This window comes from Eikenella sp. NML99-0057, assembly GCF_001648535.1.
GTDB lineage: Bacteria > Pseudomonadota > Gammaproteobacteria > Burkholderiales > Neisseriaceae > Eikenella > Eikenella exigua.
Window position 1 is genome coordinate 365,370 of the sequence record NZ_LXST01000001.1, and the last position, 26,177, is coordinate 391,546.

Below are 26,177 nucleotides of genomic sequence, written 5' to 3' on the forward strand. Positions count from 1 at the left end.
CATGTTGTAGGGCGATTTTCTGTTTGCTCCTATATTTTCAGGTAGCCTCTTACTCCAACCCCAAAGGAACCCCCATGCCCATTTCCCCAAACATTTTCAAAGCATACGACATCCGCGGTATCGTCGGCCAAACCCTCACCGAAGAGACTGCCGAGCAAATCGGCCGCGCCATCGCCACGCGTGCTGCCAGGCAAGGCCTGCGGCAGATTGCCGTAGGGTGTGACGGCCGGCTCAGCGGCCCGGCATTGCAAGCGGCGCTGATGCGCGGGCTCACCGCTGGCGGGCTGGAGGTGGCCGATGTGGGCATGGTGGCCACGCCCATGCTGTATTTCGCCGCCGTGCAGCATTGCTCCGGCAGTGGCGTGATGATTACCGGCAGCCACAACCCGCCCGATTACAACGGCTTCAAAATGATGCTTGGCGGCAATACCCTGGCCGGGGAAAGCATTCAAGAGTTGCGCGGCATCATTCAAGCGCAGGATTTTGTTTTAGGTAGCCCGCAAGGCAGCGTGCGCCGTTTGGATGTGGCAGACGAATATATCCAGCACATCGCCGGCCATATCCGACTGCAGCGGCCGATGAAAGTCGCCGTCGATGCCGGCAATGGCGTGGCCGGAGCGTTTGCCGGGCGGCTGTATCGTGCGCTGGGTTGCGAAGTGGAGGAGCTGTTTTGCGAAGTGGACGGCCATTTCCCCAGCCACCATCCCGACCCCGCCAAGCCCGCCAATCTGCAAGACCTTATCCGTGCCGTGCAGGCCGGTGCAGCCGAAGTCGGCCTTGCTTTCGACGGCGACGGCGACCGCCTCGGCGTGGTTACCCGCAGCGGCAGCATCATCTATCCCGACCGCCAGCTGATGCTGTTTGCGCAAGACGTGCTCGGGCGCAACCCCGGCGCTAAAGTGATTTACGACGTGAAATCCACTCGCCTGCTGGCGCCGTGGATTAAGCAGCACGGCGGCGAAGCGGTGATGAGCAAAACCGGCCACAGCTTCATCAAAGCCGCCATCAAGCAACACGGCGCGCTTTTGGCGGGCGAAATGAGCGGGCATGTGTTTTTCAAAGAACGCTGGTTCGGCTTCGACGACGGCCTCTACGCTGGTGCGCGCCTGCTGGAAATCCTTTCAGCCAGCCCCAATCCCAGCGCCGTGCTGGAAGCCTTGCCGGAAGGCGTGTCCACCCCAGAATTGAATATCGCCCTGCCCGAAGGCGCTGATGGCCACGCATTGATTGCCGATTTGGCTCAGGCCGCCCGGTTCGACGGCCTGCAAGAGCTGATTACCATCGACGGCCTGCGCGCCGAATTTGCTGACGGTTTCGGCCTGCTGCGCGCTTCCAACACCACGCCGGTGTTGGTGTTGCGCTTCGAGGGTGACAACCCGGCCGCGCTGGCGCGGATACAGGCGCAGTTCAAAACCCTGGTGGAACAACACGGCGGCTTGCAGTGGCCGTTGTGAAACCGAGCCGGATAAAGCAAACCGCACCGTGGCAATACGGTGCGGTTTGGTTTTCAGGTAGCCTGATCGTTTTAGGCACACGCTGGCTAGGGTCTATTGGTATTTAATACTGAATCGTGCCGTTGGCGGTTTGCTGCACGGTGCTGCTGCCCGGGCTGTCGAACACGGGCTCGGGGCTGCCTGCTTTTTCATAGGCAGCGGCGCGTGCCATCGCGGGAACGGCCAGGGATTGTTCGTTTTGCTGCAACGATACTTCCACCACGCGGTAGCCGCTACCGCCCATGCTGCGGCTGAGGGTGTCGGCGCGTTTGCGGAAGTTTTGCAGGGCTTCGATGGCGAGGCTTTCTTCAATTTGGCGGCGGCTTTCCGGCTTGAGCGAGAAGCCGATGCCGTTGATGGCGGCTTCGTTGCTGCTTTCGGCAATCAGCTTGCCGATGGCTTGGAAATCGCTGCCGGAAACGCGCAAGATGGCGATGTCTTCCCAAGGGCGTGCGCCGTTGCGGTAGCTTTGGTAGGCGTGGCGGCCTTCCAGCTCCACTTCTGCGCCGGAGAGGCGGCGGGCGCGGCTTTGCAGGATGTTTAAGCGGCGTGTGGTTTCGGCGGCAGCCTGGGCGGGATTGGCGTGGGTGGAGGAAACTTTCAGGCGCACGGTCATCCAGTTGTTGGGCACGGTGCGGCTGGCGGTTTCGCTGAATTTGAGCAGGTTGTAGTTGAGCGGTTCGGCTATCGCGGGAGCCAGGCTGAGTCCGGCCAGCAGCGCGGGCAGGAGGAGGGCGGTTGTTTTCATAAGCGTTTTCCTGTTGGTTGGGGCAGGGTGATTATAGGGAACAGCTATGCCGAAGGCTACCTGAAAACACTTCGGGTTTGCCTGCGCCAAGGTTTTCAGGTAGCCTTGCGCGCCATCTGATCGTGAAAAGGAAATGCCGTGATTACTGTGAACACTTTGCGCAAAATGAAGCGCGAGGGCGAGAAAATCGCCATGCTCACCTGCTACGAAGCCAGCTTTGCCGCGCTGATGGATGCGGCGGGGGTGGATATGCTGCTGGTGGGCGATTCGCTGGGCATGACGGTGCAGGGGCAGAAATCCACCCTGCCGGTGAGCCTTGCCGATATGTGCTACCACACGGCGGCGGTGGCGCGCGGCAGCAGCAATGCACTGATCGTGAGCGATTTGCCGTTTGGTGCCTACCAGCAGAGTAAGGAGCAGGCTTTTGCCGCTGCGGCCGAATTGATGGCGGCAGGGGCGCATATGGTGAAGCTGGAAGGCGGCGCCTGGATGGCGGAAACCACCGAGTTTCTGCAGCTGCGCGGCATTCCGGTGTGCGCGCACATCGGGCTCACGCCGCAGTCGGTGCATGTGTTTGGCGGCTATAAGGTGCAGGGCAAGGGCGATGTGGCGGCGCAGGCGCTGCTGAACGATGCGCTGGCGCACGAGAAAGCCGGCGCGGCAGTGGTGCTGATGGAGTGCGTGCCCGCTGCTTTGGGCAAACAAATTACCGAAACGCTGGCCTGCCCCACCATCGGTATTGGCGCGGGAGTGGACTGCGACGGGCAAGTGCTGGTGATGCACGATATGCTCGGCGTGTTCCCCGGCCAAACGGCGAAGTTTGTGAAAAACTTCATGCAGGGGCGGGATAGCATTCAGGCGGCGGTATCGGCTTATGTGCGCGAAGTGAAGGAGAAAACCTATCCCGCGCCAGAGCATACCTTTGCAGCTTGAGGCAGGCTAAATAAAGTGAGGCTACCTGAAAGCGCAGCGCCGCTTTTGCCAAGCTGAATTCGGATTGTCTTGTTATTATTTTCAGGTAGCCTCGCGATTGAGCCAAAAGGCTACCTGAAAACCTTAGCCAAACCATTCCAATTTTTAATCAACAAAGAAGATAGAGCAACCATGCTGCACCGCACCCCCGCCGGCAGAAAATTGCCCGGCTTGTGCACGACCACGGCTTTATGTCGGTGGAAGAGCTGGCGCGCAGCTTAAACGTGACCCCGCAAACCATCCGCCGCGATATCAACGTTTTGTGTGAACACAATATCCTGCGCCGCTACCACGGTGGCGCCGCGCCCGGCAGCAGCGTGCAAAACGAAGACTACGACACGCGCAAAAACAAGCTGCAAAGCGAAAAAGCCCACATTGCCGACCTGATTGCCGAGCACATCCCCAACAACGTTTCCCTGTTTATGAGCATCGGCACCACCATCGAAGCCGTGGCGCTGGCGCTGGTGAAAAACCATAAAAACCTCTGCATCATCACCAACAATATCCACGTTGCCTCTATCGTGTCCGGCCGGCCGGACTACACCGTCATCATCACCTCCGGCGTGGTGCGGCCGGTGGACGGCGGCATCACCGGCGTAGCCACCATCGATTTCATCAATCAATTCAAAGTGGATTACGCCATCCTTGGCGCCTCCGGCATCGAAGCCGACGGCTCGCTGCTCGATTTCGACTACAAAGAAGTGAGCGTGATGCAGGCCATGATGGCCAACGCCCGCCACTGCTACCTGGCCGTAGACCACAGCAAATTCGGCCGCAACGCCTTGGTGCGCATAGGCGACGTAACCGAATTTCACGCCCTGTTTACTGACGAGCCGCCCAGCGCCAGCCTGTGCAAAAAACTGGACGACGCGGGCGTGCGCTGGCATTTGGCGGCCAAAGAAGGAGAAGAATAGGGCAGCAGGCTACCTGAAAGAGGTTCGGCATAAATTTTCAGGTAGCCTTTGATTAAGCCGATACGGCTCTGAACGCCAAGCTTGAATAAAGCGAAAATGCCGTTTGATGATTGAAAAAAAGGTATTCACGCGGCAAGAAACTGGCGGCTGTACCAGCTTTGCAGTATATTTTGCTTAAATTGATTTTGTTACGGAGAACACACCATGTCGATATTGAAAAGGCCGGAAGAAGTGATTATGGCAGTGCTGGGTGCGCTGTTCGTGGTGCTGACTTATGCGGCAGCATCCTATTTCGGCGCACAGGGGCAAACCGCGCTGCTGGTGGCGGTGCTCACGCTGATTGTGCTGCTGCCGGCGTTTTTGCTGTGGCAACGCAACCGCGCAGCTTGGCTGTGGCCCTGCCTCCTCGGCCTGCTGGCAGCTTGCTGGTGGCCGTATTTCGATGCCCGCGGCGAGCAATCGCTGCCGGTGGGCTTGTTGCAGCAGGATGCAGCGGCTGCGGTTCCAGCCCTGCCTTGGTATGCGGGCTGGACGTTTAAGCTGATCTTCGCGGCGCTGCCAGTGCTGGTGGGGTATGGCTGGATAGTGTATCGGCGGTATTATCGGAAGAAAAAACCGATATAAGCATAGCCGGAATTTGAATAGGAAAAAGGCTACCTGAAAATTTAGCTTCGCAGAAATTTTGCTGCATTGCGTTTTCAGGAAGCCTTTTTGCTTTGCCTTTCATATCAAATCATCTTGCCTTGACCAGGAAAATCATTCTTTTTTGATTTGGCACAATAATTTACTTAATAAAACTAGAATGATAGCAGTTTCCAATTTGAGTTCTATATTAATTAAGATTTATTATCACAGTAAACCTAGGCAAGGAATAATCAAAACAATTTCTTTCTAGGCCTCCTAACTCCACTCCAGAAAGCCCAACTATGTCCACCACTCCACTCTCCCAGCTGCGCAAAGGCGCGGTTGCGCATATTGATTCCATTGTCCCCAATCCCGTGTTCGGCGAACTCGATGCCTTGGTATCGCGCCGTTTGGCGGATTTGGGTTTTTCCGGCGGCATGCCTTTGCAGGTGATTGCCGTGGGCGGCTTCGGGCGCGGGCCGTTTGCGGTGCGCTTGGGCAACCAGTCGCAGTTTTCGCTGCGGCACGATGAGGCAGGGAAGATTATGTGCCATTTGGTCGATGCGGAACAAAAACAGCCTGCACCTTGAAGGCTACCTGAAAATATAGCGGATTAAAATTGCCATGATACGGCGTTGCCAACGCTTTTATGTACTCTCCGTACACGGCAACCGTTGCCGCCTTGCCTCATTTTTATTTTCATCCGCTATGAAAAACAGCCTGCACGCAGCAGACAGAAGAAAAATCGAGAAAATCAAAAAGGAAATACGATGGAACTGAGCTATTTCGCCCTCATCGGTGCGCCGAACTGCGGCAAAACCGTGTTGTTCAACGGGCTGACCGGCGCGCACGCCAAAGTGGCCAACTATCCGGGCGTAACGGTGGACAAGCGCGAAGGCGCGTTTTTGGACGACGAAGCCGTGCGTATTGTCGATTTGCCCGGCACATACAGCCTGCGCACCACCAGCCCCGACGAAGCGGTGGCGAAAGACGTGGCCGTGGGCAAACTCGGCATTCCGCCCGATGCCATCATTGCCATGGCCGACGCGACCAATCTGCGCATGACGCTGCGCATGATTTTGGAACTGAAAACGCTGAAACTGCCGATGGTGGTGTCGCTGAACATGAGCGATGTGGCGCAACGGCGCGGGTTGAATATCGACGCGGCCAAATTGAGCGAACTTTTGGGCGTGCCCGTGTTGGAAACCGTGGCCGTGAGCGCGTCGGGCGTGCAGGCGGTGCGCGAAGCCGTGGCGCAGTTGCCGCGCAAACGCTCGTTTCCCGCCAACCCCGCTTCCGCCGAACGCACGTTGGACGAATTGGACAGCGACGCGCTTTATCACGAAGTCGAATCCATTTTGGCGCAAGTGGTGCGCACGGAAATGACCCTGCCCGCCTGGCACAAAAAATTGGACGAAATCGTGCTGCACCCCGTGTGGGGCGTGGTTTTGCTGATGGTTATCCTGTTTATGGTGTTCCAAGCGGTGTACACCTGGGCCGCGCCGATTATGGAAGCCATCGAAGGCGGCTTCGGTTGGCTGGGCGAATGGGTGGCCGCCAATATGCAGCCGGGCATTTTGAACGATTTAATCGTGAACGGCGTGATTGCCGGCACGGGCAGCGTGCTGGTGTTCCTGCCGCAGATTACCATCCTGTTCGCCTTCATCCTTCTGCTGGAAGACTCGGGCTACCTGCCGCGCGCCGCGTTTTTGCTGGATAACGTGATGGCGAAAAGCGGCTTGTCCGGCCGTTCGTTCATCCCGCTGCTGTCCAGCTTCGCCTGCGCCGTGCCCGCCGTGATGTCCGCCCGCACCATCCACGACCCGCGCGAACGGCTGGTCACCATCGCCGTCGCCCCGCTGCTCACCTGCTCCGCGCGGCTGCCCGTGTATGCGCTGATTATCGCCGCCGTCATCCCCAATCAAACCGTGTTCGGCATATTCAATCTGCAAGGGCTGACGCTGTTCGTCCTCTATATTGCAGGCATCCTGTCCGCCGCACTCGCCGCCTACCTCATGAAACGGCTGGCGCGGATTAAGGGCAACGTACAGCAATTCCCGCTCTTGATGGAGCTGCCCACCTTCCGTACACCCAACTTCAAACACATCCTGACCAGCCTGTGGGACAGGGTGAAAGCCTTCCTGAAACGCGCGGGTACGATTATTTTCGCGCTGACCGTGATTCTGTGGGGCTTGGTGAGCTGGCCTGCGCCGCCCGAAGGCGCAACCGGCGCGGCAATCGATTACAGCCTGGCCGGTATGATCGGCCACGCCATCCAGCCGCTGTTCGCACCGCTGGGCTTCACTTGGGAAATGTGCATCGCCATGATTCCGGGCATCGCCGCACGCGAAGTGGTCGTCGCCGCGCTGGGCACGGTGTATGCCGTGGGCGCGTCGTCCGAAGACGCAGTGCAGAACGCGCTGATTCCCATTGTCCACAGCAACTGGGGCCTGCCTACCGCCTTCGCCTTCCTGGCCTGGTATGTCTATGCTCCCATGTGCGCCGCCACTTTGGCCGTGATTAGGCGCGAAACCAAATCGCTGAAACAAACCGCCATCATCGCCGGCTATATGTTCGCGCTCGCCTACCTCGCCGCCTTCGTTGTTTACCAAATTAGTTCAAGGATTTTGTGATGCTTCAATATATTATCGTCGCCCTCATCATGCTTGCCAGCGCGTTCTTCCTGCTGCGGAAGTTTGTGTTCAAACCGAAAAAAACGAAACACGATTGCAGCAGTGGATGTGGGAAATGCGGGGGCTGTGGGTAAGATTGTTGTTTAGTTGATTTTGATGTAAGGAAAAGCAGCCTGCATTTTAGATGGGTAGAGTGCAGGGTGTTTGTGGTAAGAAGGCTACCTGAAAAATTTCAGGTAGCCTTCTGCTGTAGTTAAGAACACATTTTTATAAGGGCAGCTTGCCGTCTTAAAAAAGTTACTTGAATCTTCTAGGTAGCCTTTAATCTGGCCAAGCTCTCATTTTCAACGCCCGGTATGCATAACCAGGCATTGTTCTTGCCGTTGCAGGAAGACTTCGCTGCCGCCGAGTTTGTCCAACTGCTGTTTCGGTGAAAGCTTCGGCAGGCTGCGGAGATCTTCCGTGCTGAGTTTTTGCACCGACTCTTCCCACAGGCAGCAGCAGTAGGGTTCAAGCACGCGCTCGCTTTGGCCGGCAAGGCCGTTTTGGCCAAGTTGGCTTGCCATTGCGGTACGGCGGGTATATTTTGGACAGGCTTCCACGATGCGGCAGCTGATGCCGTCCTTATCCGGCGCATAGAAGCGCAGTATGAGGGCAAAGGTGAGTGTCAACACCACCGTTACCACATTCCAACCGATGAGGGGGCAGCGTTTGTGGCGGTCGGATTCATCGGCTTGAATCTCAGCCATGCAGGCTTTCCATGCGCAGCATCATCACGGGCTGGAAAACGTGCTCTAGCGCTTCGATTTTGGCGATAGCGGCCTTGATGTGCTTTTCTTTAGACTGGTGGGTGAGAATCACGATTTCGGCATTTTCGTGATTGATTACACCTTTTTGTAGAAGAGCTTCGATAGAGATGCCCTGTTCGGCAAGGATGCGGCCGATATCGGCCACCACGCCAGGTCTGTCTTGTGCCGATACACGCAGGTAGTAGTTACTGGTGATTTCGTTTATCGGCAGCACGGACAGCTCTTCGTTGTTGCGGAAGGCTAAAGGCGGCACACGCTGTTCGTTGGCAGCGTGAATTAGGCGGGCGGTATCAATGATGTCGGCCACCACGGCGCTGGCGGTGGGGGCTGCACCAGCGCCAGCGCCGTAATACAGGGTCTCACCCACCATGTTTGATTGCACTAGTACAGCATTCATCACACCTTCCACCTGCGCCAGCAGACGGCATTCGGGCACGAGTGTGGGATGTACACGCAATTCAATGCCTTCTTCGGTTTTGCGGGTGATGGCCAAGAGCTTGATGCGGTAGCCCAGCTCTTCGGCGTAGCGGATGTCTTGGCTTTCCAGCTTGTTAATGCCTTCCAAGTAGCAGTGTTGGAAATTAATCGGCGTGCCGAAGGTCAGCGCAGACATAATGCTCAACTTGTGCGCCGCATCGTGGCCTCCGATGTCGAAAGTCGGGTCGGCTTCGGCGTAGCCCAGCTCCTGTGCCTGTTTGAGCACTTCGGCAAACGGGCTGCCGTGGGCGCGCATATTGCTCAGAATGAAGTTACTAGTACCGTTGATGATGCCAACCACCGATTTGATACGGTTGGCGGCCAGGCCTTCTCGCAGGGCTTTGATAATCGGGATGCCGCCGGCCACTGCTGCTTCAAACATTACCATCACGTTTTTTTCCGCCGCCAGTGCGAAAATTTCATTGCCGTATTCAGCCAGCAGTTTTTTGTTGGCGGTAACCACGTGTTTGCCGTTTTCGATGGCACACAGCACCACTTCGCGTGCCGTATCCGTTCCGCCAATCAACTCTACCACAATATCCACATCCGCACTGCGGGCTACCTGAAACACATCGTCTGACACTATGGTATCTGGCGGACATAATTTGCGGATGCAGCCAGTGTTGCGGCTGGCGGCCATGCTGATACGCACCTCCCGCCCCAGGCGACGCGTGATTTCCTGCACGTTTTCTGCCAACAGTTTGACCGTACCACTGCCGACGGTGCCCATCCCTAAGATGCCGATTCTGACTGGTTGCATGCTGATTCCTTGTTATGATTACGGCTGTGCCGAGTGCCAATTTGCCGTTTTGCTCTGAACATGCCGGCCTACCATACGGGCAGCCAAGCTGATAAACAATAAAATCCGAAAGCGGACAGAAAGCCGCTATCTTAGCTGAAAACCCCGCTTTTTACACCTTTTAATAGAAACACTTACACTTTTAACCACACTGCCTCAAAGCCAAGCGTTTCAATCTCCTTGCAGCCTATGCTTTCAGGTAGCCTCCAACCCATTCAAACACAAACAAATTATGCTGATTCAAGAACACCAGCCCGCTTCCGCCTGCCACATCGGCCACTATCAACGCGGCCAAATCGAAATCGATGGCCACATCTACCGCCAAGCCGTATTGCTTGACGGCAGCGGCAGCGTGCAAACCGTCAACCTTCCCTCCGCAGCCGAACTGCAAGCCGCAGACCTTGCCCGCGCCGCCGCAAGCCAGCCCGAAGTGATCCTCATCGGCACCGGCGAGCGGCAACAGTTTTTACACCCACGCATTGCCGCTGCTGCAAGCGGCATCGGCGTGGAATGCATGCCCACCGCCGCCGTCGTGCGCACCTATCTTTTGCTGCAAAGCGAAGGCCGCCGAGTATGGGCATGGCTGTGGCTGTAACACAGCAAGCAAGATAGCGCAGAATTTTCAGGTAGCACTCATAGTGCACAGAAGGCTACCTGCAAACCATTTATCTACTTACACCGATGTGCAGCAATGGGGCAACCGTGGCAAGGTAGTACTCGCCGGCTTCGAAGGCAACGTAACCCCGCCGCTCAGCGCCGACAAGCTGAACTTCAGCACCAACTTTACCTATTTCCAGCGTAATGAAGAGAAGTTCTACGGTAATCCCGTATCGATCGTGCCCAAATACACCATCAACAGCGCGCTCAACTGGCAAATTACTCCCGAATGGGACTTAAACGCCACCTACACCCACTACAGTCGCCAAAAAATCGGCTCTCGGCCCACCCTATTCATCGACGTGTACTACGAAAACGGCGGCAGCAAGCTGAAGGAACACGAATTGGACAGCTACGACGTGTTCGGGCTCAACGTCGGCTACAACTGGAGAGATACTGTCAGCCTGTGTGCCGGGGTGAACAACTTGTTCAATAAAACCATCCTGCGCGCCGCCGGTACCTACAATGAACCACTTCTTCTTCAACGCCCGCTATTCGTTTTAAAGGCTGATTGTTAAGTAATCTATTCAACGCAACATGAAAAAGGCTACCTGAAACTTCAGGTAGCCTTTATTCAGCTTATTCAACCCTATGCACCGTCGTCTAAATGATCCGGCCGAGCGAGGATGGTGCGTTTACCATTTGTATCGGCAGGGGAGACGATGCCTTCGGCTTCCATTTGATCCACCAGGGTGGCGGCTTTGTTGTAGCCGATGCGCAGGTGGCGTTGGATGGAGGAAATGGTGGCTTTTTGCGTACGCAAAACGATGGCGACAGCTTCGTCAAACAGGGGGTCTTGGCCGCTGTTGCCGCTGCCGCTGTTGGCATTGCTGAACAAATCGTCGCTGCCCACGCCGGAGGTAAGGATGTCTTCCACATAATCGGGCGCACCGAAACCTTTGAGGTATTCGGTCACGCGCTGCACTTCACTGTCGGCCACGAAGGCACCGTGTACGCGCTGCGGGTAGCCGGTGCCGGGCGGTAGGAAGAGCATATCACCTTGACCGAGCAGGTTTTCTGCGCCCATTTGGTCGATGATGGTGCGGCTATCCACTTTGGAGGCTACCTGAAAAGCGATGCGTGTGGGGATGTTGGCCTTAATCAGGCCGGTAATCACGTCTACGCTGGGGCGCTGGGTGGCAAGGATGAGGTGGATGCCGGCAGCGCGGGCTTTTTGGGCGAGGCGGGCGATCAGCTCTTCGATTTTTTTGCCGGAAGTCATCATCAGGTCGGCAAATTCGTCCACGATCACGACGATGTGCGGCAGGCGGACGAGCGGCTCGGGGTTGTCGGGGGTGAGGCTGAAGGGGTTGGCCAGCCGTTCGCCGCGGACGGTGACATCTTTGATTTTCTGGTTGTAGCCGGCGAGGTTGCGCACGCCCACATGGCTCATCAGGCGGTAGCGCTTTTCCATTTCGTTCACGCACCAGGTGAGCGCGTTGGCAGCAAGTTTCATGTCGGTTACCACCGGCGCGAGCAGGTGCGGGATGCCTTCGTACACGGAGAGCTCGAGCATTTTCGGATCGATCATGATCATGCGCACTTCGTCGGGTGTGGCCTTGAACAGCAGCGATAAAATCATGGCGTTCACGCCCACGGATTTGCCCGAGCCGGTGGTGCCGGCTACCAAGAGGTGCGGGGCTTTGGCGAGGTCGGTTACCACCGGCTGGCCGGTGATGTCCTGACCCAGCGCGAGGGTGAGCTTAGATTTGCTTTTGGCAAACACCGGTGAGTTGAATACTTCGCTTAGGCGAATCATCTGCCGTTTGGGATTAGGCAGCTCTAAGCCCATACAAGTTTTGCCCGGGATGGTTTCCACTACGCGGATGGCAGCCACGCCGAGCGAGCGGGCAAGGTCTTTTTCCAGGTTAATCACCGAGTTGCCACGCACGCCTACATCGGGCTCGATTTCGTAGCGGGTAATCACCGGGCCGGCATAAGCATCCACCACGTTTACTTTCACGCGGAACTCGGCCAGTTTTTCTTCGATTTTGATGCTGTTGTCCAGCAGCTGCTCTTCGCTGAGAGTGGCTTCATTATCGTATTGCGGCGGCAGGAGCAGCTCGTTCATCGGCACATGATAGTGGCCGAAATCGGCATACGATATGGCGGAAACGGCCGAAATCGGCGTGGGCTGCGGCGGCAGGTCGGGCAGGGGAGGGATGCCGGGCGCGGCAGTGGGAGTAGGGTTTGCCCACGCGGCTTGCGCCTGAGTTTCGGCTGCACCTTGCTCCAAGACCTGCTGCCATTCGTTGCTGTTATCGAATTCGATGGCGGGTTCGGCAGCCGGTGCTTGTTCGGTGAGCGAGAGGTCGGGGCGGAAGTGATGCTGGATACCGACTTGGTCGGCGGTGTCTGAATACGTTTCAGCGGTATCGTCGCTCACAGTTTCAGTTAAGCTCCAAGGCGGGCTGTCTTCAACGGTGCTTTGCGGGAAAAAAATCGGCGGTTGTTCGGCGGGCAGCGCCGACTCCTCCTCAGCGGGCGGGGCGTCAGGGCTTTCGGGCGCAGCGCCATGATTGAAAGGGGTAAAGCGGGTGGATATTGGCAGCGGCTGAGCCTGCTGGGGCGGCATAGCCGTCGGCACTTGTGCGCCCTGGCTGTGGTTCACGCGCGCAGCGGCGGGAATCACGCTCTCGCGCACGGTTTGGCGTTTGAAGCGGCTGCGCTGGCGATTGGCCGGGGCATCGGTTTTAGCCAGATTAGCCAAGATTTCTTCTTCATTGATTACCGGCAAATCGGGCTGCTGCGGGGCAATGGCCGGTTGGGGGGCGGGCTGGGGCTGCCGGCGCGCACGCAGTCGCTGGCGCAGAAGGTTGTTGCGGATGTCGTCGGGGCTGATGGTGTGCCGCTCTTCGGCAGGTTTTTCAGGCACAGGCTCGGCCACGGGTGGCAGATGGGCTTGGATTTTTTCGCGCACATACTGCACAGCGGGATCGGCCGACGTGATTTCTTCGCGCGGCTCGGCGGTGGGGGAGGGGGCTTTAATCGGCCAGTTCAGCACCACGGGTTCCAGCGGTTTGGCTTCGGCTACTTCGTTTTTGTGCAGCATACGCGTGGCTTCGGAAAGGGAAATGATGCTCGGCTCGGGTTGGCTTTCTTCGTGTTCGATGCTTTCAGGTAGCCTGTGGCGGGTGGCTTCGGCTTCGGTAATTACCGGCAAATCGGCATCGGGAGCGGATAAATCGTGGATTTCCGGCTCGGCGGCGGTATTGGTTTCGGTTTCGGCTGTGTGGGAGCTATCAGTGTTGTCAACCTGTTCAGGAGTCGCATCAACGGCGGTTTCTGCCAGCAAGGCAGCTTCCGCGGCGGCTGTTTCTTCTTCGGTGGGACTGAAAATCGGCAGCTCTTCTTGGTTTTCGCTCACGTTGCGGCGACGCGCTTTTTTCTTTACGCCGCCGGCAAGCAACTCGATTTTGCGCTGCAATTCGTCTTGCACTTTTTGATAGTGCAGCTTCACTTGGGTTTGTGTACGCTGCGGCAGCACATTGGGGCGGGCAGGCTGCTGCTGCGGGGCGTTTTCCGCTTCGGTATCAGTGGATTGCTTGTTGTTTTGGTGCCGGTTGAGATAGGTAAACTCCAGCAGCCATTCGCGCTCTTCACGCGCACGCCACCACAAGAGCACGGCGATGCCGGCCAACAACAGAATCAGCAGAAAAACTAAAAACATAAACAGCGGCTCCCGAATTTGGCGCAAAGGTAGGTATTTTAACGTGTTTCCCGCCGAAATTAAACCTTGTGGCCTGGGTAAAAACTCGACTTTGGCGCATTTCTGCGTGATGTGCTTCCCGATGGCCTGCCTATCTGTATGATATGTTTGCGCGTTCTGTGATGCTGGCACTTTGATTGTTGCTCAAATCTAAGGCTTTACAAAGATCTCCGCCCGCATATTGCGGGCGGAGGGGGATAACCAAACGGTTTACTTCTTTGGAATATCAAAGGTGGATTTCGATATTGTCGATGAGGCGTGTGTTGCCTAAACGTGCGGCGGCCAACACCACCAGTTCGCTATCGCCAACATGGGCTACCTGAAGATTGCCTGCGTGGCGGATTTCCACATAGTCCACTTGCCAGCCGGTCTGTTTCAGGTTTGTTGCTGCCTGTTGTTCCAGCGCGGCGTAGTCGCGATTGCCGTTTTCCACCGCGCGGGCAATGGCCTGCAATTCGCGGTAGAGCTGCGGAGCCTGTTTTCGTTCGGCTTCGTTCAGGTATTGATTGCGGCTGGAGAGCGCCAGGCCGTCGGCAGCGCGGCCGATGTCCACTGGCACGATTTCCACCCGGAAATTCAAATCGGCAGCCATGCCTTGCAGGATGGCCAGCTGTTGGTAGTCTTTTTTGCCGAAGCAGGCGTAATCGGGTTCAACGATATTGAACAGCTTGGTCACCACGGTGGCTACGCCGCGGAAATGCCCCGGGCGGAATGCGCCGCACAGCTCGTTTTGCAGATGGGGCGGCTCCACGTTGTATTGCTGAGCCACGTGCGGATACAACTCTTGTTCGCTCGGTGCGAAGAGTACGGCTACGCCTTCGCCAGTCAGTTTGGCGGCATCCTGCTCCAGCGTGCGCGGGTAGCAGTCGAAATCCTCGCCCTGGCCGAATTGCAGGCGGTTGACAAAAATGCTTACCACCACCTTGTCTGCCCGTTTGGCCGCTTCGCGCACCAAGGCCAGATGCCCTTCATGCAGGTTGCCCATGGTGGGCACGAATGCCACGCTGCCGGCTTCGCGGCGCCAGTCGCGCAGTTCTTGAATGGTATGGATAATTTTCATGGCTGGTTTGCCCTATCAATAAAATGCGGCGCAGTATACTCCGCCATGCTGGGAGAGGCTACCTGAAAAACAGGTGGTGGAGTTGTAGGTAGCCTTCATTATGGGGTACAGCATAGAGCGTGGATGGCTTGTTTGTATTTATGTAATGCGGCTTATGTGCTTCAAAATTTCAGGTAGACTGAGCATGAGAGGGCTACCTGAAAAATATGCCAGATATGAAGCAGGCTACCTGAAAATCCTAAAATGGGTTTTCAGGTAGCCTTTCCGGGTATAGGCAAGCCTACTTCCGCACCAGCCGCTCCGCCGCAGCACGGGCACGGATTTTGATTTCCTCCGTTAGATAATCCTTCATCTGCGCGTATACCAGCGTGATCACGGCGATGTCGTCGCTGAAGCCCAGTGGGCCGAGCAGGTCGGGGATGCTGTCGATGGGGCTGACGAAATACACCAGCGCGCCCACGATAATCAGCTTGGCGCGTTTGGGCACGGCGGGCGATTGAAACAGGAAATACAGCGCATACAGCTGTTCCACCACCGGCCGCCCCAGCCGCAGTGCGAAACGGCGCAGCTTGCGCAAAAAGCCATCCGGCTCGAAACGGCGACGGCGGAATTCTGGCACGAAATCTTCGGGGCGGACAGGGTTGTCTTGGTTCATAGCAAACTCTTTGCGTTGGATACGGCACAAATAGGCGCAACAGCGGCAGGTTTCAAGTTTAATCTTCCGGCAATAGCAGCTGCGGGGTCATTGCGGCTTTCAGTTTGGCACAGAGCCTGCCGACTTCATCAACCTTCACACCAAACCACCAAATGCCGGATTTTTTCACCGACCAATATTGGCCGCTTAGCCAGCTGCCGTTGAGCAGATAGCCGCACAGTTGCCCCAGCCAGGGCTGGTGCCCCACCAGTATCAAATAATCAGCCCTTTTATGCGCAGCAATCAGCGCGGGCAGCTCTTCCACACGGTTAATCGGATTAAGCTCGGGTTTCACGGTATAGGGCAGGCCGAGCGCTTCAGCGGTTTGCCGGCTGCGCAGTGCCTGCGAAGCCCACACTTCTACACGGCCGTTCAGATACAGCCTCAGCCACTTGGCAGCCGCATCAGCCTGCTGCCGGCCCTTGTCGGTGAGGCCGCGTTCCAAATCAGGTACGCCATCTTCAGCTTCGGCGTGCCGCCATAAAATCAGGTTCATCTTGCCTTCCTTATTCTCTGATACAATTCGCATCTTAATGCCTGGCAGCCGAAGAGGCTACCTGAAAAACATGGTTTCAATAACACAAACAAATGACAGCCTTTCCACACACCCTGCCGCCGCTGATTTGGCAGCACGAACCTCCCGCCATTTCCGCCGCCCTTCGCCGCTTGATACAGGCACCCTCGCTCACCCTGGCCTTGCAGGCCACCGGTGCGGATTTCCGCGTTCAGGTAGCCTTTCAGGGCGAAAGGGCGCAACTGTGGCCGGGCGAAGAGGTGGCCGGTGACGTGTTTCATGTGCGCCAGGTGTGGCTGCTGCTGGATGATACGCCGGTGGTGTGGGCCGCAGCGTGTGCCCTTTAGAGGGGGCGTGGCAAAGCATCCTGGCCTGTGGCACGCAGCCTTTGGGCAAACGCCTATTTGGTGGCCGCCTGGCCACCGAACGCAGCCCGCTCGCCTTCGCCGCCGTGCCGCCCGTGCAGCAGGGACAAGCTGCTCAAGCCGTTTGCCTGCGCCGTTCGATATTCGATTTGAACAGCGAAAAGATGGTGCTGACTGAAGGGTTTGTGCCGGAATTGGTGCGCTTTTTGGCAGAGTAGGGCAGTACGTTGCAGCAGACGTTATTTCAGGTAGCCTTTTGGCTGTGGAAGAGGCTACCTGAAATAATGCTCCCAAGGACCCTTGTGCCTTTCCTTTCTTACTCTGCACCAAGCCGCCCGCTTGGCTGTTTACTTATAGTGATGCGTGCCGACAAGGCCCATTGGCACGTTGCTTTTGCCGTGGCCGCCTTGTGGGCTCTGTGGGTGGCCGCCGGTGGCTGCCTGATTTCGGCATTCCTTGTCTTCGTGCTCGGCACATTTCTGATACTCAGAGCCGGCTGTGTGATTAATGATTTTGCCGATCGTAATTTCGACGGTACGGTGGCGCGCACCAAAAACTGCCCATTTGCCACCGGCAAAGTGAGCACACGCAAAGCGCTACTCTTAGTACTGGCCTTGTGCGGTAGCTGCCCGCCTATACCTGCAGGCTATGCCACACGTTGTTTGTGCTGCTGATGCCACTACTGGCTGTGCCATTCACGCCCGCTGGCCGTATTGGTTCGCGCTTGTTTATGTGATGTGGCACCAATGCGGCCAATACCGCGCCATCCGTAGCCGCAACTGGGAAGCCTGTTTTAAAGTATCCTTAATCCAGCAACCGAATCAGCTGAGCTTTGTAGCTTGGTTTGCTGGCACATTACAGCGGCGGCTAAAAGACTGCCTGAAAACTTGGCCGCCGGGCACAAAATTGCCCTTCGGTGGCAGCACAGGTACAATTCCAACTCTGAATGTATTTTTATGCGAGAGAAGTAACCATGAGCCTAATCGGCAATATCCTGCCCGTATCGCATATTGTGCTGGATTTGGAAGTGAGCAGCAAAAAACGCCTGTTTGAAGAAGCCGGCCTGCTGCTGGAAAGCGAATCCGGCCTGAGCCGCGCCGCTGTGTTTGAATGCCTGTTTGCGCGCGAAAAGTTCGGCACCACCGCGCTGGGGCACGGCGTGGCCATCCCGCATGGCCGGCATGCCGAAGTGCAAGCGGCCACCGGCGCGTTTATCCGCTTGAAAGAAGCTGTGGATTTCGATGCGCCCGACGGCAAGCCGGTGTCGCTGGTGTTTGTGCTGCTGGTGCCGGAAAACGCTTCTGGCGAGCATTTGGAAGTGTTGTCTGCTTTAGCCATCAGGCTTTCGGATAAAGCCGTGCTCGAGCAGCTTTTGGCTGCCGAAAACGCCGAAGCCGCCCACCGCATCCTCACCGCATAACCAACAGGACACCTATGCCAAGTATCTCTGTGCGCAAGCTCTATCAAGACAACCAGGCCAAGCTGAGTTTGGCTTGGTCGGCCGGCACGGCGGGCGCAGACAACCGCATCAGCGTGGATGCCGATAAACCCGTGCTGGCGCTGGTGGGGCATTTGAATTTTATCCACCCCAATCAGGTGCAGGTGTTGGGTGTGGCCGAAGTGGCTTATTTGGATAAGATGGCCGGCGGCGAAGTGAGAGAGAGTTTGGACGAACTCTTCGATTTAAGCATCGCTCTGGTGATTGTGGCCAATGATTTGCCTGTGCCCTTCATGCTGCGCGATTATTGCCACACGCACAACGTGCCGTTGCTTACTTCTAAAACCGAAAGCCCATTTTTGATGGACGTGCTGCGGATTTACCTACAACGCGTATTGGCTACCTCTACCGTGAAGCACGGTGTGTTTCTTGATGTGTTTGAAATCGGCGTACTGCTGATGGGCGCGTCCGGCTTGGGCAAGAGTGAGCTGGCCTTGGAGCTGATTTCGCGCGGACACGGCCTGGTGGCCGACGACTCGGTGGAACTTTACCGCACCGGCCCGGAAACGCTGGAAGGCCGCTGCCCGGCCGTGTTGCGCGATTTTCTCGAAGTACGCGGCTTGGGCGTGCTCAATATCCGTACCATCTTCGGTGAACCCGCCGTGCTGCCCTCCAAACAGCTCAAACTCATCATCAATCTTACGCTGGCCGACGACAACTACATGAAAACGCTCGACCGCCTTTCCATCCAGAGCGAAACCGAAACCGTCCTCAACGTGGCCGTGCGTTCGGTTACTCTGCCAGTGGCTGTCGGTCGCAACCTCGCCGTGCTAGTGGAAGCAGCGGTGCGCAACTATATTCTGCAGGCGCGTGGCAAAGACAGTACCAAAGAATTTTTAGAACGCCATACCGCCATGCTGAGGGAAAACGAACGCATCCATGAGAATAGTGCTGATTAGCGGGCTCACCGGCTCGGGAAAAACAGTTGCCTTAAAACTGCTCAATGACATGGGCTTCACTTGCGTGGACAACATTCCGCCCTCGCTCCTGCCCCAATTGGTAGCCCAATCTGCCGCCAGCCAAATCAGTAAGCTGGCCATCAGCCTCGATATCCGCCTGCCTTATCCTCAAGACTACATCCAAAATTGCCTGCGCGCCATACGCCGCCAAGGCCATCCCCTACGCCTGTTGTTTCTCGATACCGACACCGCCACCCTCATCCGCCGGCTCGACCGTCATGGCCGCCGTCATCCCCTTGCCGCCAACACCCTCACCCTGGGCGAAAGCATAGCAGCTGAGCGGCAGATGCTCCAGCCGTGGCAGAGTTTCGCCTTTTGTATCAACAATTCCCACGACGGCATCGGTGATTTGAAATTCCGCATCCAAGAATGGCTCGCCCTCAGCCACGGTGGTTTGCAGGTGGTGATTGAATCATTCGGTTTCAAATACGGCACACCGCTGGATTTGGATTTCCTTTTCGACACCCGAGCCTTACCCAACCCGTATTACGATGAAAACCTGCGCCCGCTAACCGGCCGCGATGAAGCCGTGCGTGCCTATTTTGCTCAATTCAAAATCGTGCAGCAGATGGTGGCCGACATCAGCGGCTACCTAAACCGCTGGCTGCCAGAATACGCCCGCCAAACCTGCGTGCATATGCTTGTGGTCGGCATCGGCTGCACCGGCGGCCAGCACCGCTCTGTATTCGTGGCCGAAGCCGTGGCCGAACGCTTGCGCGACTACCCCGTGTGGGTGCGCCATCGCCAGCTTCCCGCCACCGCTGCTCACCATGTGTAAAAACAAAGGATTGGTTCTGTTAAGGTTTGAGTTTTCAGGTAGACTAAAACATCAAACAGGCTACCTGAAACCCACAGAAAGAAAACATCATGAGCATCCAATGGTTTCCCGGCCATATGTACAAAACCAAAAAAGCCCTCATTGAGCGGCTGAGAAGCACCGATATGGTCATCGAAATGCTGGATGCCCGTCTGCCTGCCTCCAGCCAAAATCCCCTGCTTGCCCAACTCTCACGCGGCAAACCTAAACTTTATCTACTAAACAAACAAGACATTGCCGACCCCGAGCTTACCCGCATATGGCTTGCTGAATTGCAAAACCGGTCCAACACCAGTGCCATTGCCCTTGATGCTTCCGAACGCCAGGCCGCCCAAAAGATCACTGCCGCCTGCCGTGCTCTCGTCCCTCACCGACAAGGAATCGATCGCCCCTTGCGTGTGCTTATCTGCGGCATTCCCAATGTGGGCAAGTCCACCCTTATCAACGGCATGATCGGTAAAAAATCTGCTAAAACCGGCAACGAACCCGGCATCACTAAAACCGAACAACGACTGCTTCTCGCCGACGACTTCTGGCTCTACGACACCCCAGGCATGCTTTGGCCGAAAATCATCGTTCCGCAAAGTGGCTACAACCTCGCCGCCAGCGGCGCCGTAGGCCGCAATGCGCTGGATGAAGAAACCGTTGCCCTCGAGCTGCTCAATTATCTGCGCCAACACTACCTGCCCCAACTGCAAGCACGTTATCAAGCCGACCCGGAAGAAAGCCAAAGCTGGCCAGACACCGACTGGCTCGAATGGATCGGCCGTCGGCGCGGCGCCCTGCTTGGTGGCGGTCGCATCAACTACCAAAAAGCCGCCGAAAACACCCTCACCGATTTTCGCGACGGCCAAATCGGCCGCATTACCCTCGAAACCCCTGAGCAATGGCAAGCCTGGCTCGCTGCCGCCCGCGAAGAAGAAGCTCACCTGCAAGCCAAACGTGCCCAGCGGCAGGCTGAACGGCGTAAAGGGAAATAGGCGATATATACTAAAGGCTACCTGAAAACCGATTTTCAGTTTTCAGGTAGCCTTTAGTTTGACCGTGATGGCGTTATTTCACCAGCTTCAGGCCTTTGTGTTTGCCGGTGGGTTTGCTGTCTTTTCTGCTGCCGCCAGCTTCGGGTTCGGGTGGAGTGCCGGGTTCGTAGGGAGTGATATCGAAATTCATGCCTTCGCCGGTTTCGCGGGCATAGAGGGTGCCGATATGGCTGACTGGAATCCAAATGTCATGCGCCACGCCGCCGAAGCGGGCGGTGAAGCTGACCCAGTCGTTATCGATGGAGAGGCCGGCACAGGCGGTGGCGCCGATATTGAGGATGATTTGGTTGTCTTTCACAAACTGCATGGGCACACGGGTGTGTTCGTTCACCCATACTTGTATGTAGGGAGTGTGTCCTTGGTCGCTGCACCATTCATGCAGGGCGCGGACAAGGTAGGGTTTAAGGGTGGGGTTCATGAGCAAGATTCCTGTGTGGCGAAGGGCTACCTGAAAAACATATAGCTAAAATACTTATTTCTTCCTACTGCGTTGGCTCGCCTTGCCATACTACCTGTACCGTCTGCGGCTTGCCGCCTTGTATGAAAAAATAATTATTTCAGCTATATGCCTAGCGGCGCATGGCTTTTTCGGCGGCAGTGAGCGCGGCGATAAAGGATTCACGCTGGAAAATGCGCTCGGCGTATTTCAGGATGGGGGCGGCAGATTTGCCCAGTTTGATGCCGTAGTGGTCGAGCCGCCACAGCAGGGGGGCGATGGCCACGTCGATCACGGAGAAGTCGTCGCCCAGTACATATTTGTTTTTAGAGAAGGCGGGAGCGAGCAGGGTAAGGCCTTGGCTGATGGCTTCGCGCGCTTTGGCCTGCTCTTTGGCTGATGTATCAGGGTTTTCGAGTTTCTGCACGTGGCTGAACAGCTCTTTTTCCATGCGGAACAAGACTAAGCGGCCACGGCCGCGCATCACGGGATCGCCAGGCATGAGCTGCGGGTGGGGAAAGCGTTCGTCGATGTATTCGTTGATGATGTTGGACTCAAACAAGATGAGGTCGCGTTCAACCAATACGGGAACTTGGTTGTAGGGGTTCATCACGGAGAGGTCTTCGGGTTTATTGAAGATATCTACGTCTTTGATTTCGAAATCCATGCCTTTTTCATATAGCACGAAGCGGCAGCGGTGGCTGAACGGGCAGGTGATGCCTGAGTATAAGACCATCATAACTGTATTCTCCCTAAATGGTTTCGCCGGCTTGGCAAGGCTGCCGGCATATGCTGGTAGCGTAATTATAGCCTGCCGGCGGTTTTATGGCTAGGAAATCTGTGTAACTTAATGATATTTATATATTTATTCAAATTGACGGCAAGAATGAAGGCTACCTGAAAAGCAAGTAATGTTTCAGGTAGCCTTTACTTATGGTTCTAAATATCCAGCTCGGCTTTGTCGCCCTCGGCTTCCATCCAGCTGCGGCGCTGGGCGGATTCGCCTTTGCCCATGAGTTTGACGAACACTTCACGGGTGGGTTCGCTGCTGTGTTCTGGGATGTGCACGCGTAGCAGGCGGCGGGTGTCGGGGTGCATGGTGGTGTCTTTGAGCTGGTCGGGGTTCATCTCGCCTAGGCCTTTGAAGCGGCTGATGGAATATTGGTTTTCGCGCAGGCCTTCTTTGCGCAGCTTCTCCAGAATGCCTTCAAGCTCGGCTTGATCTAGGGCGTAGAATTTGCGGGCGGTTTTTTTCCTGCCTTGGGCGGCGACGTCCACGCGGAACAGCGGCGGCTGGGCAACGTAGATGTGGCCGCGCCGGATGAGTTCGGGGAAGTGGCGGTAGAAAAGGGTAAGCAGCAGCACTTGGATGTGCGAGCCGTCAACGTCGGCATCGGAGAGGATGGCGATTTTGCCGTAGCGCAGGCCGGAGAGGTCGGGATTATCGCCTTCGCCATGTGGGTCTACGCCGATGGCCACGGAAATATCGTGGATTTCGGTGTTGGCGAAGAGTTGGTCGCGGTGCACTTCGAAGCTGTTGAGCACTTTGCCGCGCAGGGGCAGGATGGCTTGAGTGTTGCGGTCGCGGGCGAGTTTGGCGGAGCCGCCGGCGGAATCGCCTTCCACAAGGAAAAGCTCGTTTTCGCGGATGTCTTCGCTTTCGCAGTCGGTGAGCTTGCCGGGCAGCACGGAAATGCCACTGCCTTTGCGTTTTTCGATTTTCTTCACCGAACGCATGCGTTCTTGGGCTTGTTTGATGGCGAGCTCGGCAATTTTCTTGCCGGCTTCGAGGTTTTGGTTGAGCCACAATTCGACGGGGTCGCCGGCGAGGGCGGCCACGAGTTTGAGCGCGTCGCGGTTGGTAAGTTTGTCTTTGGTTTGGCCTTGGAATTGCGGGTCGAGCATGCGCACGGAAAGCACGAAGGCAACGCGGTTGAATACGTCGTCACTTTGGATTTTCACGCCGCGCGGCAAAAGATTGTGGTGGGTGATGAAGTTGGATACGGCGTTGAACAGGGCTTGTTTGAGCCCGGCTTCGTGGGTGCCGCCGGCGGGGGTGGGGATGAGGTTGACATAGCTTTCGGTGGTGATGCGGCCTTCTTCCAGCCAGGTGAGGGCGCAGGATACGCCTTCGCCGTCGGCAAAATCGCCATGGTGGCTACCTGAAACATGGTTTTGCAACGTAAGCAGGGGCAGGGTGTTTTCCTGCTCGGCCAGCAGGGTTTTCAGGTAGCCTTCTAGGCCGTCGGGGTAGTGCCAGGTTTGGGTTTCGGGCAGGCCGTTGCGCCGGCGGGTGAGGGTAACGGTTACGCCGGGCAGCAGCACGGCTTTGGCGCGCAGCAGGCGTTCGATTTCGGCGATGTCGTAGTTGGGGCTTTCGAAGTATCGGGCATCGGGCCAGATGCGCAGGGTGGTGCCGCTGTCTTTGGCGGGGCATTTGCCGGTTTCAGCCAAAGGCTCAACCACGTCGCCGCCGGCAAAGGCGATGCGGTATTCGCGCCCTTCACGGCGCACGGCCACTTCGAGGCGGCGGGAGAGGGCGTTGGTTACTGATACGCCCACGCCGTGCAGGCCGCCGGAGAAGGCATAAGCGCCGTCGCCGCTGGTTTTGTTGAATTTGCCGCCGGCATGCAGGCGGGTGAACACCAGCTCGACTACAGGCACGTTTTCTTCGGGATGCAGCCCCACGGGGATGCCGCGCCCGTTGTCGGACACGGAAAGCGAGCCGTCTTCGTGGATTTCCACATCGATGCGGCTGGCGAAGCCGCCGAGGGCTTCGTCGGCAGCGTTGTCGATGGCTTCCTGGCAGATGTGGGTGGGGCTGTCGGTACGGGTGTACATGCCGGGGCGTTCTTTAACCGGCTCCAGGCCTTTGAGGACTTTGATGCTGCTTTCTGAGTATTGCTTGGTCATGGGTGTGTTCACGTTTTAAATCCAGATTATTTTAACATATCGGGATTGGCGATTTATGGCTATCAACCTGTTCCCAACCTACAAGAAACAGGCTACCTGAAAACGAGTGGAACAAAATTTCAGGTAGCCTGTGTTGGGAATGGGGCTGGGCTTTAGCTTGCCTCGACATCTTGCTGCAAAGCGGCGAGCAGTTCGGCCTGGCTGCACACAGCGGTGCCCAGTTTGGCCACCACCACGCCGGCGGCGGCATTGGCGATGTGCATGGCTTGGCGCAAATCCAGTTTGGCGGCCAGGCCGAGGCCTACGGTAGCGATTACTGTATCGCCGGCGCCGGATACGTCGAACACCTCTTGGGCGCGAGTGGGCTGATGGCTGATGTGGTCGGGCTCATACAGGCTCATGCCTTCTTCGCTGCGGGTGAGCAGAATGGCGTTTAATTGCAGGTGGCGGCGCAGGGCTTCGGCTTTTTCGGTGAGCTCAACTTCGTTGCCCCACGAGCCGACCACTTGGCGCAGTTCGTTGCGGTTGGGGGTGATGAGGTAGGCACCGGCGTATTTTTCGTAGTCGTCGCCTTTGGGATCGATCAGCACGGGTTTGTTGTGCTCTCGGGCGAAATTAATCATATCGGCTACCTGAAACAGGCAGCCTTTGCCGTAGTCGGAAAGGATAACGGCATCATAGTCTGGCAGCAGGCTGCGGAAACGATGGTTGAGCCGGTCCAGCACATCTTGGCTGGGTTTTTCTTCAAAATCAATACGTAAAAGCTGCTGATTGCGCGAGAGTACGCGCAATTTCACGGTGGTGGCGATGGTTTCATCGTGTTCTAAAAAGGTTTGTACACCGTTGCTTTGAACGATTTTTTCTAGCTCATTGGCAGCTTCGTCCTGGCCAACTACCGACAGCAGGGCTACCTGTCCGCCTAGGGCTGCGATGTTGCGCGCCACGTTGCCGGCGCCGCCGGCCCGCTGATCCATGCGCTCGATTTTGGCTACAGGCACAGGGGCTTCGGGGGAAATGCGCTCTACCTCGCCAAACCAGTAGCGGTCGAGCATGGTGTCGCCCACCACCAGCACGCGGGCGGATTGGAACTGCTGGGGGAGAGTGGTGAGAGAAGGGAGGATCATGGCTAATCTCCGATGTTGGTAAGATGGACGGGCGTTCTTATGCAAGCAATTCGCACAGTTGTTTGGCCTCGTATGAAGGATATATTTCTGTAACAGGCTACCTGAAAATCAGTATCCGCTTCAGGCTGTTTGCAAGATAAATTTGGTGGCGGACTGCACATGGATTTCGGTGGTGTCGAACAACGGCACGGCAGTGTCTTCGGGGCGCACCAGCAGGCCGATTTCAGTGCAGCCGAGGATGATGCCCTGTGCGCCTTGGGCAGCCAGCTGCCCGATAGTTTGCACATAAAAGCGGTGGCTGCCTTCAGCAAACTTGCCCACGCAGAGCTCTTCAAAAATGATGCGGTGTATTTCGGCCTGCGTGTCCTCGTCCGGCACGATGGTTTGGATGCCGCGTTCGGTCAGACCTTCGCGGTAGAACGCGTCCTGCATGGTAAAGCGTGTGCCGAGCAGGCCGACAGTGCGGATGCCTTGGGCGCGGATGCGTTCGGCCACGCTGTCTAAAATATGCAGGAAGGGCACACCGATGGCGGCCTGTATCGGGGCGGCAACTTTGTGCATGGTGTTGGTGGCCAGGAGGACGGCATTTGCGCCGGCCTGCTCCAGAGTGCGGGCGCCTTGGGCAAGGATTTCGCCGGCTTTATGCCAATCGCCGCACTGCTGGCAATCCACGATTTCTTGAAATTCCACGCTGGCGAGCAGGATGGGTGCGCTGTGGTTGCCGCCTTTTTGCCGGTTGATAAGGCGGTTGATTTGGGTGTAGTAGGTGGCGGTGCTTTCGGGCGACATGCCGCCGATGATACCGAGTGTGTTCATGTGGGCTTTCTTTTGGTGAGATTCAGGTGACCTTTGGGGCGGTATGCAGAGGCTGCTTGAAAAGCTGTATATCGGCTTTAGGTAGCCTGTTTGGTGTTTAAGGCTA

27 protein-coding genes and 1 pseudogene are annotated in these 26,177 nt (G+C 56.8%); 16 read left to right on the top strand and 12 right to left on the bottom strand.

The window, feature by feature from the left end:
- Positions 1–74: 74 nt before the first annotated feature.
- Positions 75–1,454 carry a phosphomannomutase/phosphoglucomutase gene (locus A7Q03_RS01820; RefSeq protein WP_067446810.1) on the top strand — a complete coding sequence of 460 codons (1,380 nt, stop codon included), beginning with the start codon at positions 75–77 and terminating at the stop codon, positions 1,452–1,454.
- Positions 1,455–1,557: 103 nt separating this feature from the next.
- Here the strand turns inward: A7Q03_RS01820 and A7Q03_RS01825 are convergent, their stop codons facing one another.
- On the bottom strand, positions 1,558–2,241 hold the full coding sequence (locus tag A7Q03_RS01825) for an SIMPL domain-containing protein (protein WP_067446812.1): 684 nt from the start codon (positions 2,239–2,241) through the stop codon (positions 1,558–1,560).
- A 138-nt stretch (positions 2,242–2,379) separates the two neighbouring features.
- On the opposite strand from A7Q03_RS01825, the gene panB reads away from it, so the two are divergent.
- From panB to A7Q03_RS09665, 6 genes are all read left to right on the top strand, one after another.
- Complete coding sequence (gene panB, locus A7Q03_RS01830) at positions 2,380–3,174, top strand: 3-methyl-2-oxobutanoate hydroxymethyltransferase (protein WP_067446814.1); 795 nt, start codon at positions 2,380–2,382, stop codon at positions 3,172–3,174.
- A 230-nt stretch (positions 3,175–3,404) separates the two neighbouring features.
- Positions 3,405–4,127 (top strand): DeoR/GlpR family DNA-binding transcription regulator, encoded by a 723-nt coding sequence (locus A7Q03_RS01835; RefSeq protein ID WP_067446816.1) that lies wholly within the window; start codon positions 3,405–3,407, stop codon positions 4,125–4,127.
- 204 nt (positions 4,128–4,331) lie between these two features.
- Complete coding sequence (locus A7Q03_RS01840; protein ID WP_082880643.1) at positions 4,332–4,751, top strand: hypothetical protein; 420 nt, start codon at positions 4,332–4,334, stop codon at positions 4,749–4,751.
- A gap of 302 nt (positions 4,752–5,053) precedes the next feature.
- Positions 5,054–5,341 (top strand): FeoA family protein, encoded by a 288-nt coding sequence (locus A7Q03_RS01845; RefSeq protein WP_067446818.1) that lies wholly within the window; start codon positions 5,054–5,056, stop codon positions 5,339–5,341.
- A gap of 180 nt (positions 5,342–5,521) precedes the next feature.
- Complete coding sequence (locus A7Q03_RS01850) at positions 5,522–7,384, top strand: ferrous iron transporter B (protein ID WP_067446820.1); 1,863 nt, start codon at positions 5,522–5,524, stop codon at positions 7,382–7,384.
- Positions 7,384–7,518: a FeoB-associated Cys-rich membrane protein gene (locus A7Q03_RS09665; RefSeq protein WP_003783835.1), complete on the top strand. Its 135-nt coding sequence runs from the start codon at positions 7,384–7,386 to the stop codon at positions 7,516–7,518. The genes A7Q03_RS01850 and A7Q03_RS09665 overlap by 1 nt, the downstream gene beginning before the upstream one ends.
- A 210-nt stretch (positions 7,519–7,728) precedes the next feature.
- Here A7Q03_RS09665 and A7Q03_RS01855 read toward each other — a convergent pair whose 3' ends face one another.
- Together A7Q03_RS01855 and A7Q03_RS01860 are read right to left on the bottom strand one after the other, a co-directional pair.
- A complete protein-coding gene (locus A7Q03_RS01855; protein WP_067446822.1) occupies positions 7,729–8,133 on the bottom strand; it encodes a hypothetical protein in 405 nt (134 codons plus the stop codon).
- A complete protein-coding gene (locus tag A7Q03_RS01860) occupies positions 8,126–9,430 on the bottom strand; it encodes a homoserine dehydrogenase (protein WP_067446824.1) in 1,305 nt (434 codons plus the stop codon). The genes A7Q03_RS01855 and A7Q03_RS01860 overlap by 8 nt, the downstream gene beginning before the upstream one ends.
- A gap of 271 nt (positions 9,431–9,701) precedes the next feature.
- On the opposite strand from A7Q03_RS01860, the gene A7Q03_RS01865 reads away from it, so the two are divergent.
- Both A7Q03_RS01865 and A7Q03_RS01870 read left to right on the top strand, forming a co-directional pair.
- The gene (locus tag A7Q03_RS01865; protein ID WP_067446826.1) at positions 9,702–10,064 is read left to right on the top strand and encodes an Mth938-like domain-containing protein; all 363 of its coding nucleotides are present in this window, start codon (positions 9,702–9,704) and stop codon (positions 10,062–10,064) included.
- Between the two features lie 43 nt (positions 10,065–10,107).
- The gene (locus tag A7Q03_RS01870) at positions 10,108–10,644 is read left to right on the top strand and encodes a TonB-dependent receptor domain-containing protein (RefSeq protein ID WP_231863700.1); all 537 of its coding nucleotides are present in this window, start codon (positions 10,108–10,110) and stop codon (positions 10,642–10,644) included.
- 71 nt (positions 10,645–10,715) lie between these two features.
- Here A7Q03_RS01870 and A7Q03_RS01875 read toward each other — a convergent pair whose 3' ends face one another.
- The 4 genes from A7Q03_RS01875 to A7Q03_RS01890 all read right to left on the bottom strand — a co-directional run bounded on the left by A7Q03_RS01875 (position 10,716) and on the right by A7Q03_RS01890 (position 16,085).
- Positions 10,716–13,796: a DNA translocase FtsK gene (locus tag A7Q03_RS01875; protein ID WP_082880644.1), complete on the bottom strand. Its 3,081-nt coding sequence runs from the start codon at positions 13,794–13,796 to the stop codon at positions 10,716–10,718.
- Between the two features lie 265 nt (positions 13,797–14,061).
- On the bottom strand, positions 14,062–14,895 hold the full coding sequence (gene panC / locus A7Q03_RS01880; RefSeq protein WP_067446832.1) for a pantoate--beta-alanine ligase: 834 nt from the start codon (positions 14,893–14,895) through the stop codon (positions 14,062–14,064).
- A 280-nt stretch (positions 14,896–15,175) separates the two neighbouring features.
- Entirely contained in the window at positions 15,176–15,550 is a 375-nt protein-coding gene (locus A7Q03_RS01885; RefSeq protein WP_064084895.1) for a YkvA family protein, read from the bottom strand.
- A 58-nt stretch (positions 15,551–15,608) separates the two neighbouring features.
- Positions 15,609–16,085, bottom strand: a complete 477-nt coding sequence (locus tag A7Q03_RS01890) for a histidine phosphatase family protein (RefSeq protein WP_067446834.1) — start codon at positions 16,083–16,085, stop codon at positions 15,609–15,611.
- A 92-nt stretch (positions 16,086–16,177) separates the two neighbouring features.
- On the opposite strand from A7Q03_RS01890, the gene A7Q03_RS09670 reads away from it, so the two are divergent.
- The 7 genes and pseudogenes from A7Q03_RS09670 (at position 16,178) to ylqF (ending at position 20,722) form a co-directional block, all read left to right on the top strand.
- Positions 16,178–16,450, top strand: a complete 273-nt coding sequence (locus A7Q03_RS09670) for a hypothetical protein (RefSeq protein ID WP_067527673.1) — start codon at positions 16,178–16,180, stop codon at positions 16,448–16,450.
- Positions 16,438–16,686: a hypothetical protein gene (locus A7Q03_RS09675; RefSeq protein ID WP_153705446.1), complete on the top strand. Its 249-nt coding sequence runs from the start codon at positions 16,438–16,440 to the stop codon at positions 16,684–16,686. Before A7Q03_RS09670 ends, A7Q03_RS09675 begins: the two co-directional genes overlap by 13 nt.
- A 141-nt stretch (positions 16,687–16,827) precedes the next feature.
- Positions 16,828–17,088, top strand: a pseudogene (locus tag A7Q03_RS10530) (UbiA family prenyltransferase); the annotation flags it as partial.
- Positions 17,089–17,441: 353 nt separating this feature from the next.
- The gene (gene ptsN, locus A7Q03_RS01905; RefSeq protein WP_067446838.1) at positions 17,442–17,888 is read left to right on the top strand and encodes a PTS IIA-like nitrogen regulatory protein PtsN; all 447 of its coding nucleotides are present in this window, start codon (positions 17,442–17,444) and stop codon (positions 17,886–17,888) included.
- 14 nt (positions 17,889–17,902) lie between these two features.
- Positions 17,903–18,865, top strand: coding sequence for an HPr(Ser) kinase/phosphatase (gene hprK / locus A7Q03_RS01910; RefSeq protein WP_067446840.1), 963 nt, complete (start codon positions 17,903–17,905; stop codon positions 18,863–18,865).
- Entirely contained in the window at positions 18,846–19,703 is an 858-nt protein-coding gene (rapZ, locus tag A7Q03_RS01915) for an RNase adapter RapZ (protein ID WP_067439113.1), read from the top strand. Before hprK ends, rapZ begins: the two co-directional genes overlap by 20 nt.
- A gap of 89 nt (positions 19,704–19,792) precedes the next feature.
- A complete protein-coding gene (gene ylqF, locus A7Q03_RS01920; RefSeq protein ID WP_067446842.1) occupies positions 19,793–20,722 on the top strand; it encodes a ribosome biogenesis GTPase YlqF in 930 nt (309 codons plus the stop codon).
- A 73-nt stretch (positions 20,723–20,795) separates the two neighbouring features.
- Here ylqF and A7Q03_RS01925 read toward each other — a convergent pair whose 3' ends face one another.
- The 5 genes from A7Q03_RS01925 to A7Q03_RS01945 form a co-directional block, all read right to left on the bottom strand.
- Positions 20,796–21,200, bottom strand: a complete 405-nt coding sequence (locus A7Q03_RS01925) for a ClpXP protease specificity-enhancing factor (protein ID WP_067439107.1) — start codon at positions 21,198–21,200, stop codon at positions 20,796–20,798.
- Positions 21,201–21,351: 151 nt separating this feature from the next.
- The gene (locus A7Q03_RS01930) at positions 21,352–21,957 is read right to left on the bottom strand and encodes a glutathione S-transferase N-terminal domain-containing protein (RefSeq protein ID WP_067439104.1); all 606 of its coding nucleotides are present in this window, start codon (positions 21,955–21,957) and stop codon (positions 21,352–21,354) included.
- A 200-nt stretch (positions 21,958–22,157) separates the two neighbouring features.
- Positions 22,158–24,131, bottom strand: a complete 1,974-nt coding sequence (gene parE, locus A7Q03_RS01935) for a DNA topoisomerase IV subunit B (protein WP_067446844.1) — start codon at positions 24,129–24,131, stop codon at positions 22,158–22,160.
- Positions 24,132–24,283: 152 nt separating this feature from the next.
- Positions 24,284–25,255 carry a D-glycero-beta-D-manno-heptose-7-phosphate kinase gene (gene rfaE1 / locus A7Q03_RS01940; protein WP_067446846.1) on the bottom strand — a complete coding sequence of 324 codons (972 nt, stop codon included), beginning with the start codon at positions 25,253–25,255 and terminating at the stop codon, positions 24,284–24,286.
- 120 nt (positions 25,256–25,375) lie between these two features.
- Positions 25,376–26,071 carry an aspartate/glutamate racemase family protein gene (locus tag A7Q03_RS01945; RefSeq protein ID WP_067446849.1) on the bottom strand — a complete coding sequence of 232 codons (696 nt, stop codon included), beginning with the start codon at positions 26,069–26,071 and terminating at the stop codon, positions 25,376–25,378.
- Positions 26,072–26,177 lie beyond the last annotated feature (106 nt).

Coding starts and splice junctions, on each gene's coding strand:
- hprK (WP_067446840.1), top strand. CDS start 17,903: ATGCCAAGTATCTCTGTGCGCAAGCTCTATCAAGACAACCAGGCCAAG.
- A7Q03_RS09665 (WP_003783835.1), top strand. CDS start 7,384: ATGCTTCAATATATTATCGTCGCCCTCATCATGCTTGCCAGCGCGTTC.
- A7Q03_RS01820 (WP_067446810.1), top strand. CDS start 75: ATGCCCATTTCCCCAAACATTTTCAAAGCATACGACATCCGCGGTATC.
- A7Q03_RS01885 (WP_064084895.1), bottom strand. CDS start 15,550: ATGAACCAAGACAACCCTGTCCGCCCCGAAGATTTCGTGCCAGAATTC.
- A7Q03_RS01925 (WP_067439107.1), bottom strand. CDS start 21,200: ATGAACCCCACCCTTAAACCCTACCTTGTCCGCGCCCTGCATGAATGG.
- A7Q03_RS01875 (WP_082880644.1), bottom strand. CDS start 13,796: ATGTTTTTAGTTTTTCTGCTGATTCTGTTGTTGGCCGGCATCGCCGTG.
- A7Q03_RS09670 (WP_067527673.1), top strand. CDS start 16,178: ATGACAGCCTTTCCACACACCCTGCCGCCGCTGATTTGGCAGCACGAA.
- ylqF (WP_067446842.1), top strand. CDS start 19,793: ATGAGCATCCAATGGTTTCCCGGCCATATGTACAAAACCAAAAAAGCC.
- A7Q03_RS01845 (WP_067446818.1), top strand. CDS start 5,054: ATGTCCACCACTCCACTCTCCCAGCTGCGCAAAGGCGCGGTTGCGCAT.
- A7Q03_RS01850 (WP_067446820.1), top strand. CDS start 5,522: ATGGAACTGAGCTATTTCGCCCTCATCGGTGCGCCGAACTGCGGCAAA.
- A7Q03_RS01825 (WP_067446812.1), bottom strand. CDS start 2,241: ATGAAAACAACCGCCCTCCTCCTGCCCGCGCTGCTGGCCGGACTCAGC.
- A7Q03_RS01865 (WP_067446826.1), top strand. CDS start 9,702: ATGCTGATTCAAGAACACCAGCCCGCTTCCGCCTGCCACATCGGCCAC.
- A7Q03_RS01930 (WP_067439104.1), bottom strand. CDS start 21,957: ATGATGGTCTTATACTCAGGCATCACCTGCCCGTTCAGCCACCGCTGC.
- A7Q03_RS01835 (WP_067446816.1), top strand. CDS start 3,405: ATGTCGGTGGAAGAGCTGGCGCGCAGCTTAAACGTGACCCCGCAAACC.
- parE (WP_067446844.1), bottom strand. CDS start 24,131: ATGACCAAGCAATACTCAGAAAGCAGCATCAAAGTCCTCAAAGGCCTG.
- rfaE1 (WP_067446846.1), bottom strand. CDS start 25,255: ATGATCCTCCCTTCTCTCACCACTCTCCCCCAGCAGTTCCAATCCGCC.
- rapZ (WP_067439113.1), top strand. CDS start 18,846: ATGAGAATAGTGCTGATTAGCGGGCTCACCGGCTCGGGAAAAACAGTT.
- A7Q03_RS01840 (WP_082880643.1), top strand. CDS start 4,332: ATGTCGATATTGAAAAGGCCGGAAGAAGTGATTATGGCAGTGCTGGGT.
- A7Q03_RS01855 (WP_067446822.1), bottom strand. CDS start 8,133: ATGGCTGAGATTCAAGCCGATGAATCCGACCGCCACAAACGCTGCCCC.
- A7Q03_RS01860 (WP_067446824.1), bottom strand. CDS start 9,430: ATGCAACCAGTCAGAATCGGCATCTTAGGGATGGGCACCGTCGGCAGT.
- ptsN (WP_067446838.1), top strand. CDS start 17,442: ATGAGCCTAATCGGCAATATCCTGCCCGTATCGCATATTGTGCTGGAT.
- panC (WP_067446832.1), bottom strand. CDS start 14,895: ATGAAAATTATCCATACCATTCAAGAACTGCGCGACTGGCGCCGCGAA.
- A7Q03_RS01945 (WP_067446849.1), bottom strand. CDS start 26,071: ATGAACACACTCGGTATCATCGGCGGCATGTCGCCCGAAAGCACCGCC.
- A7Q03_RS01890 (WP_067446834.1), bottom strand. CDS start 16,085: ATGAACCTGATTTTATGGCGGCACGCCGAAGCTGAAGATGGCGTACCT.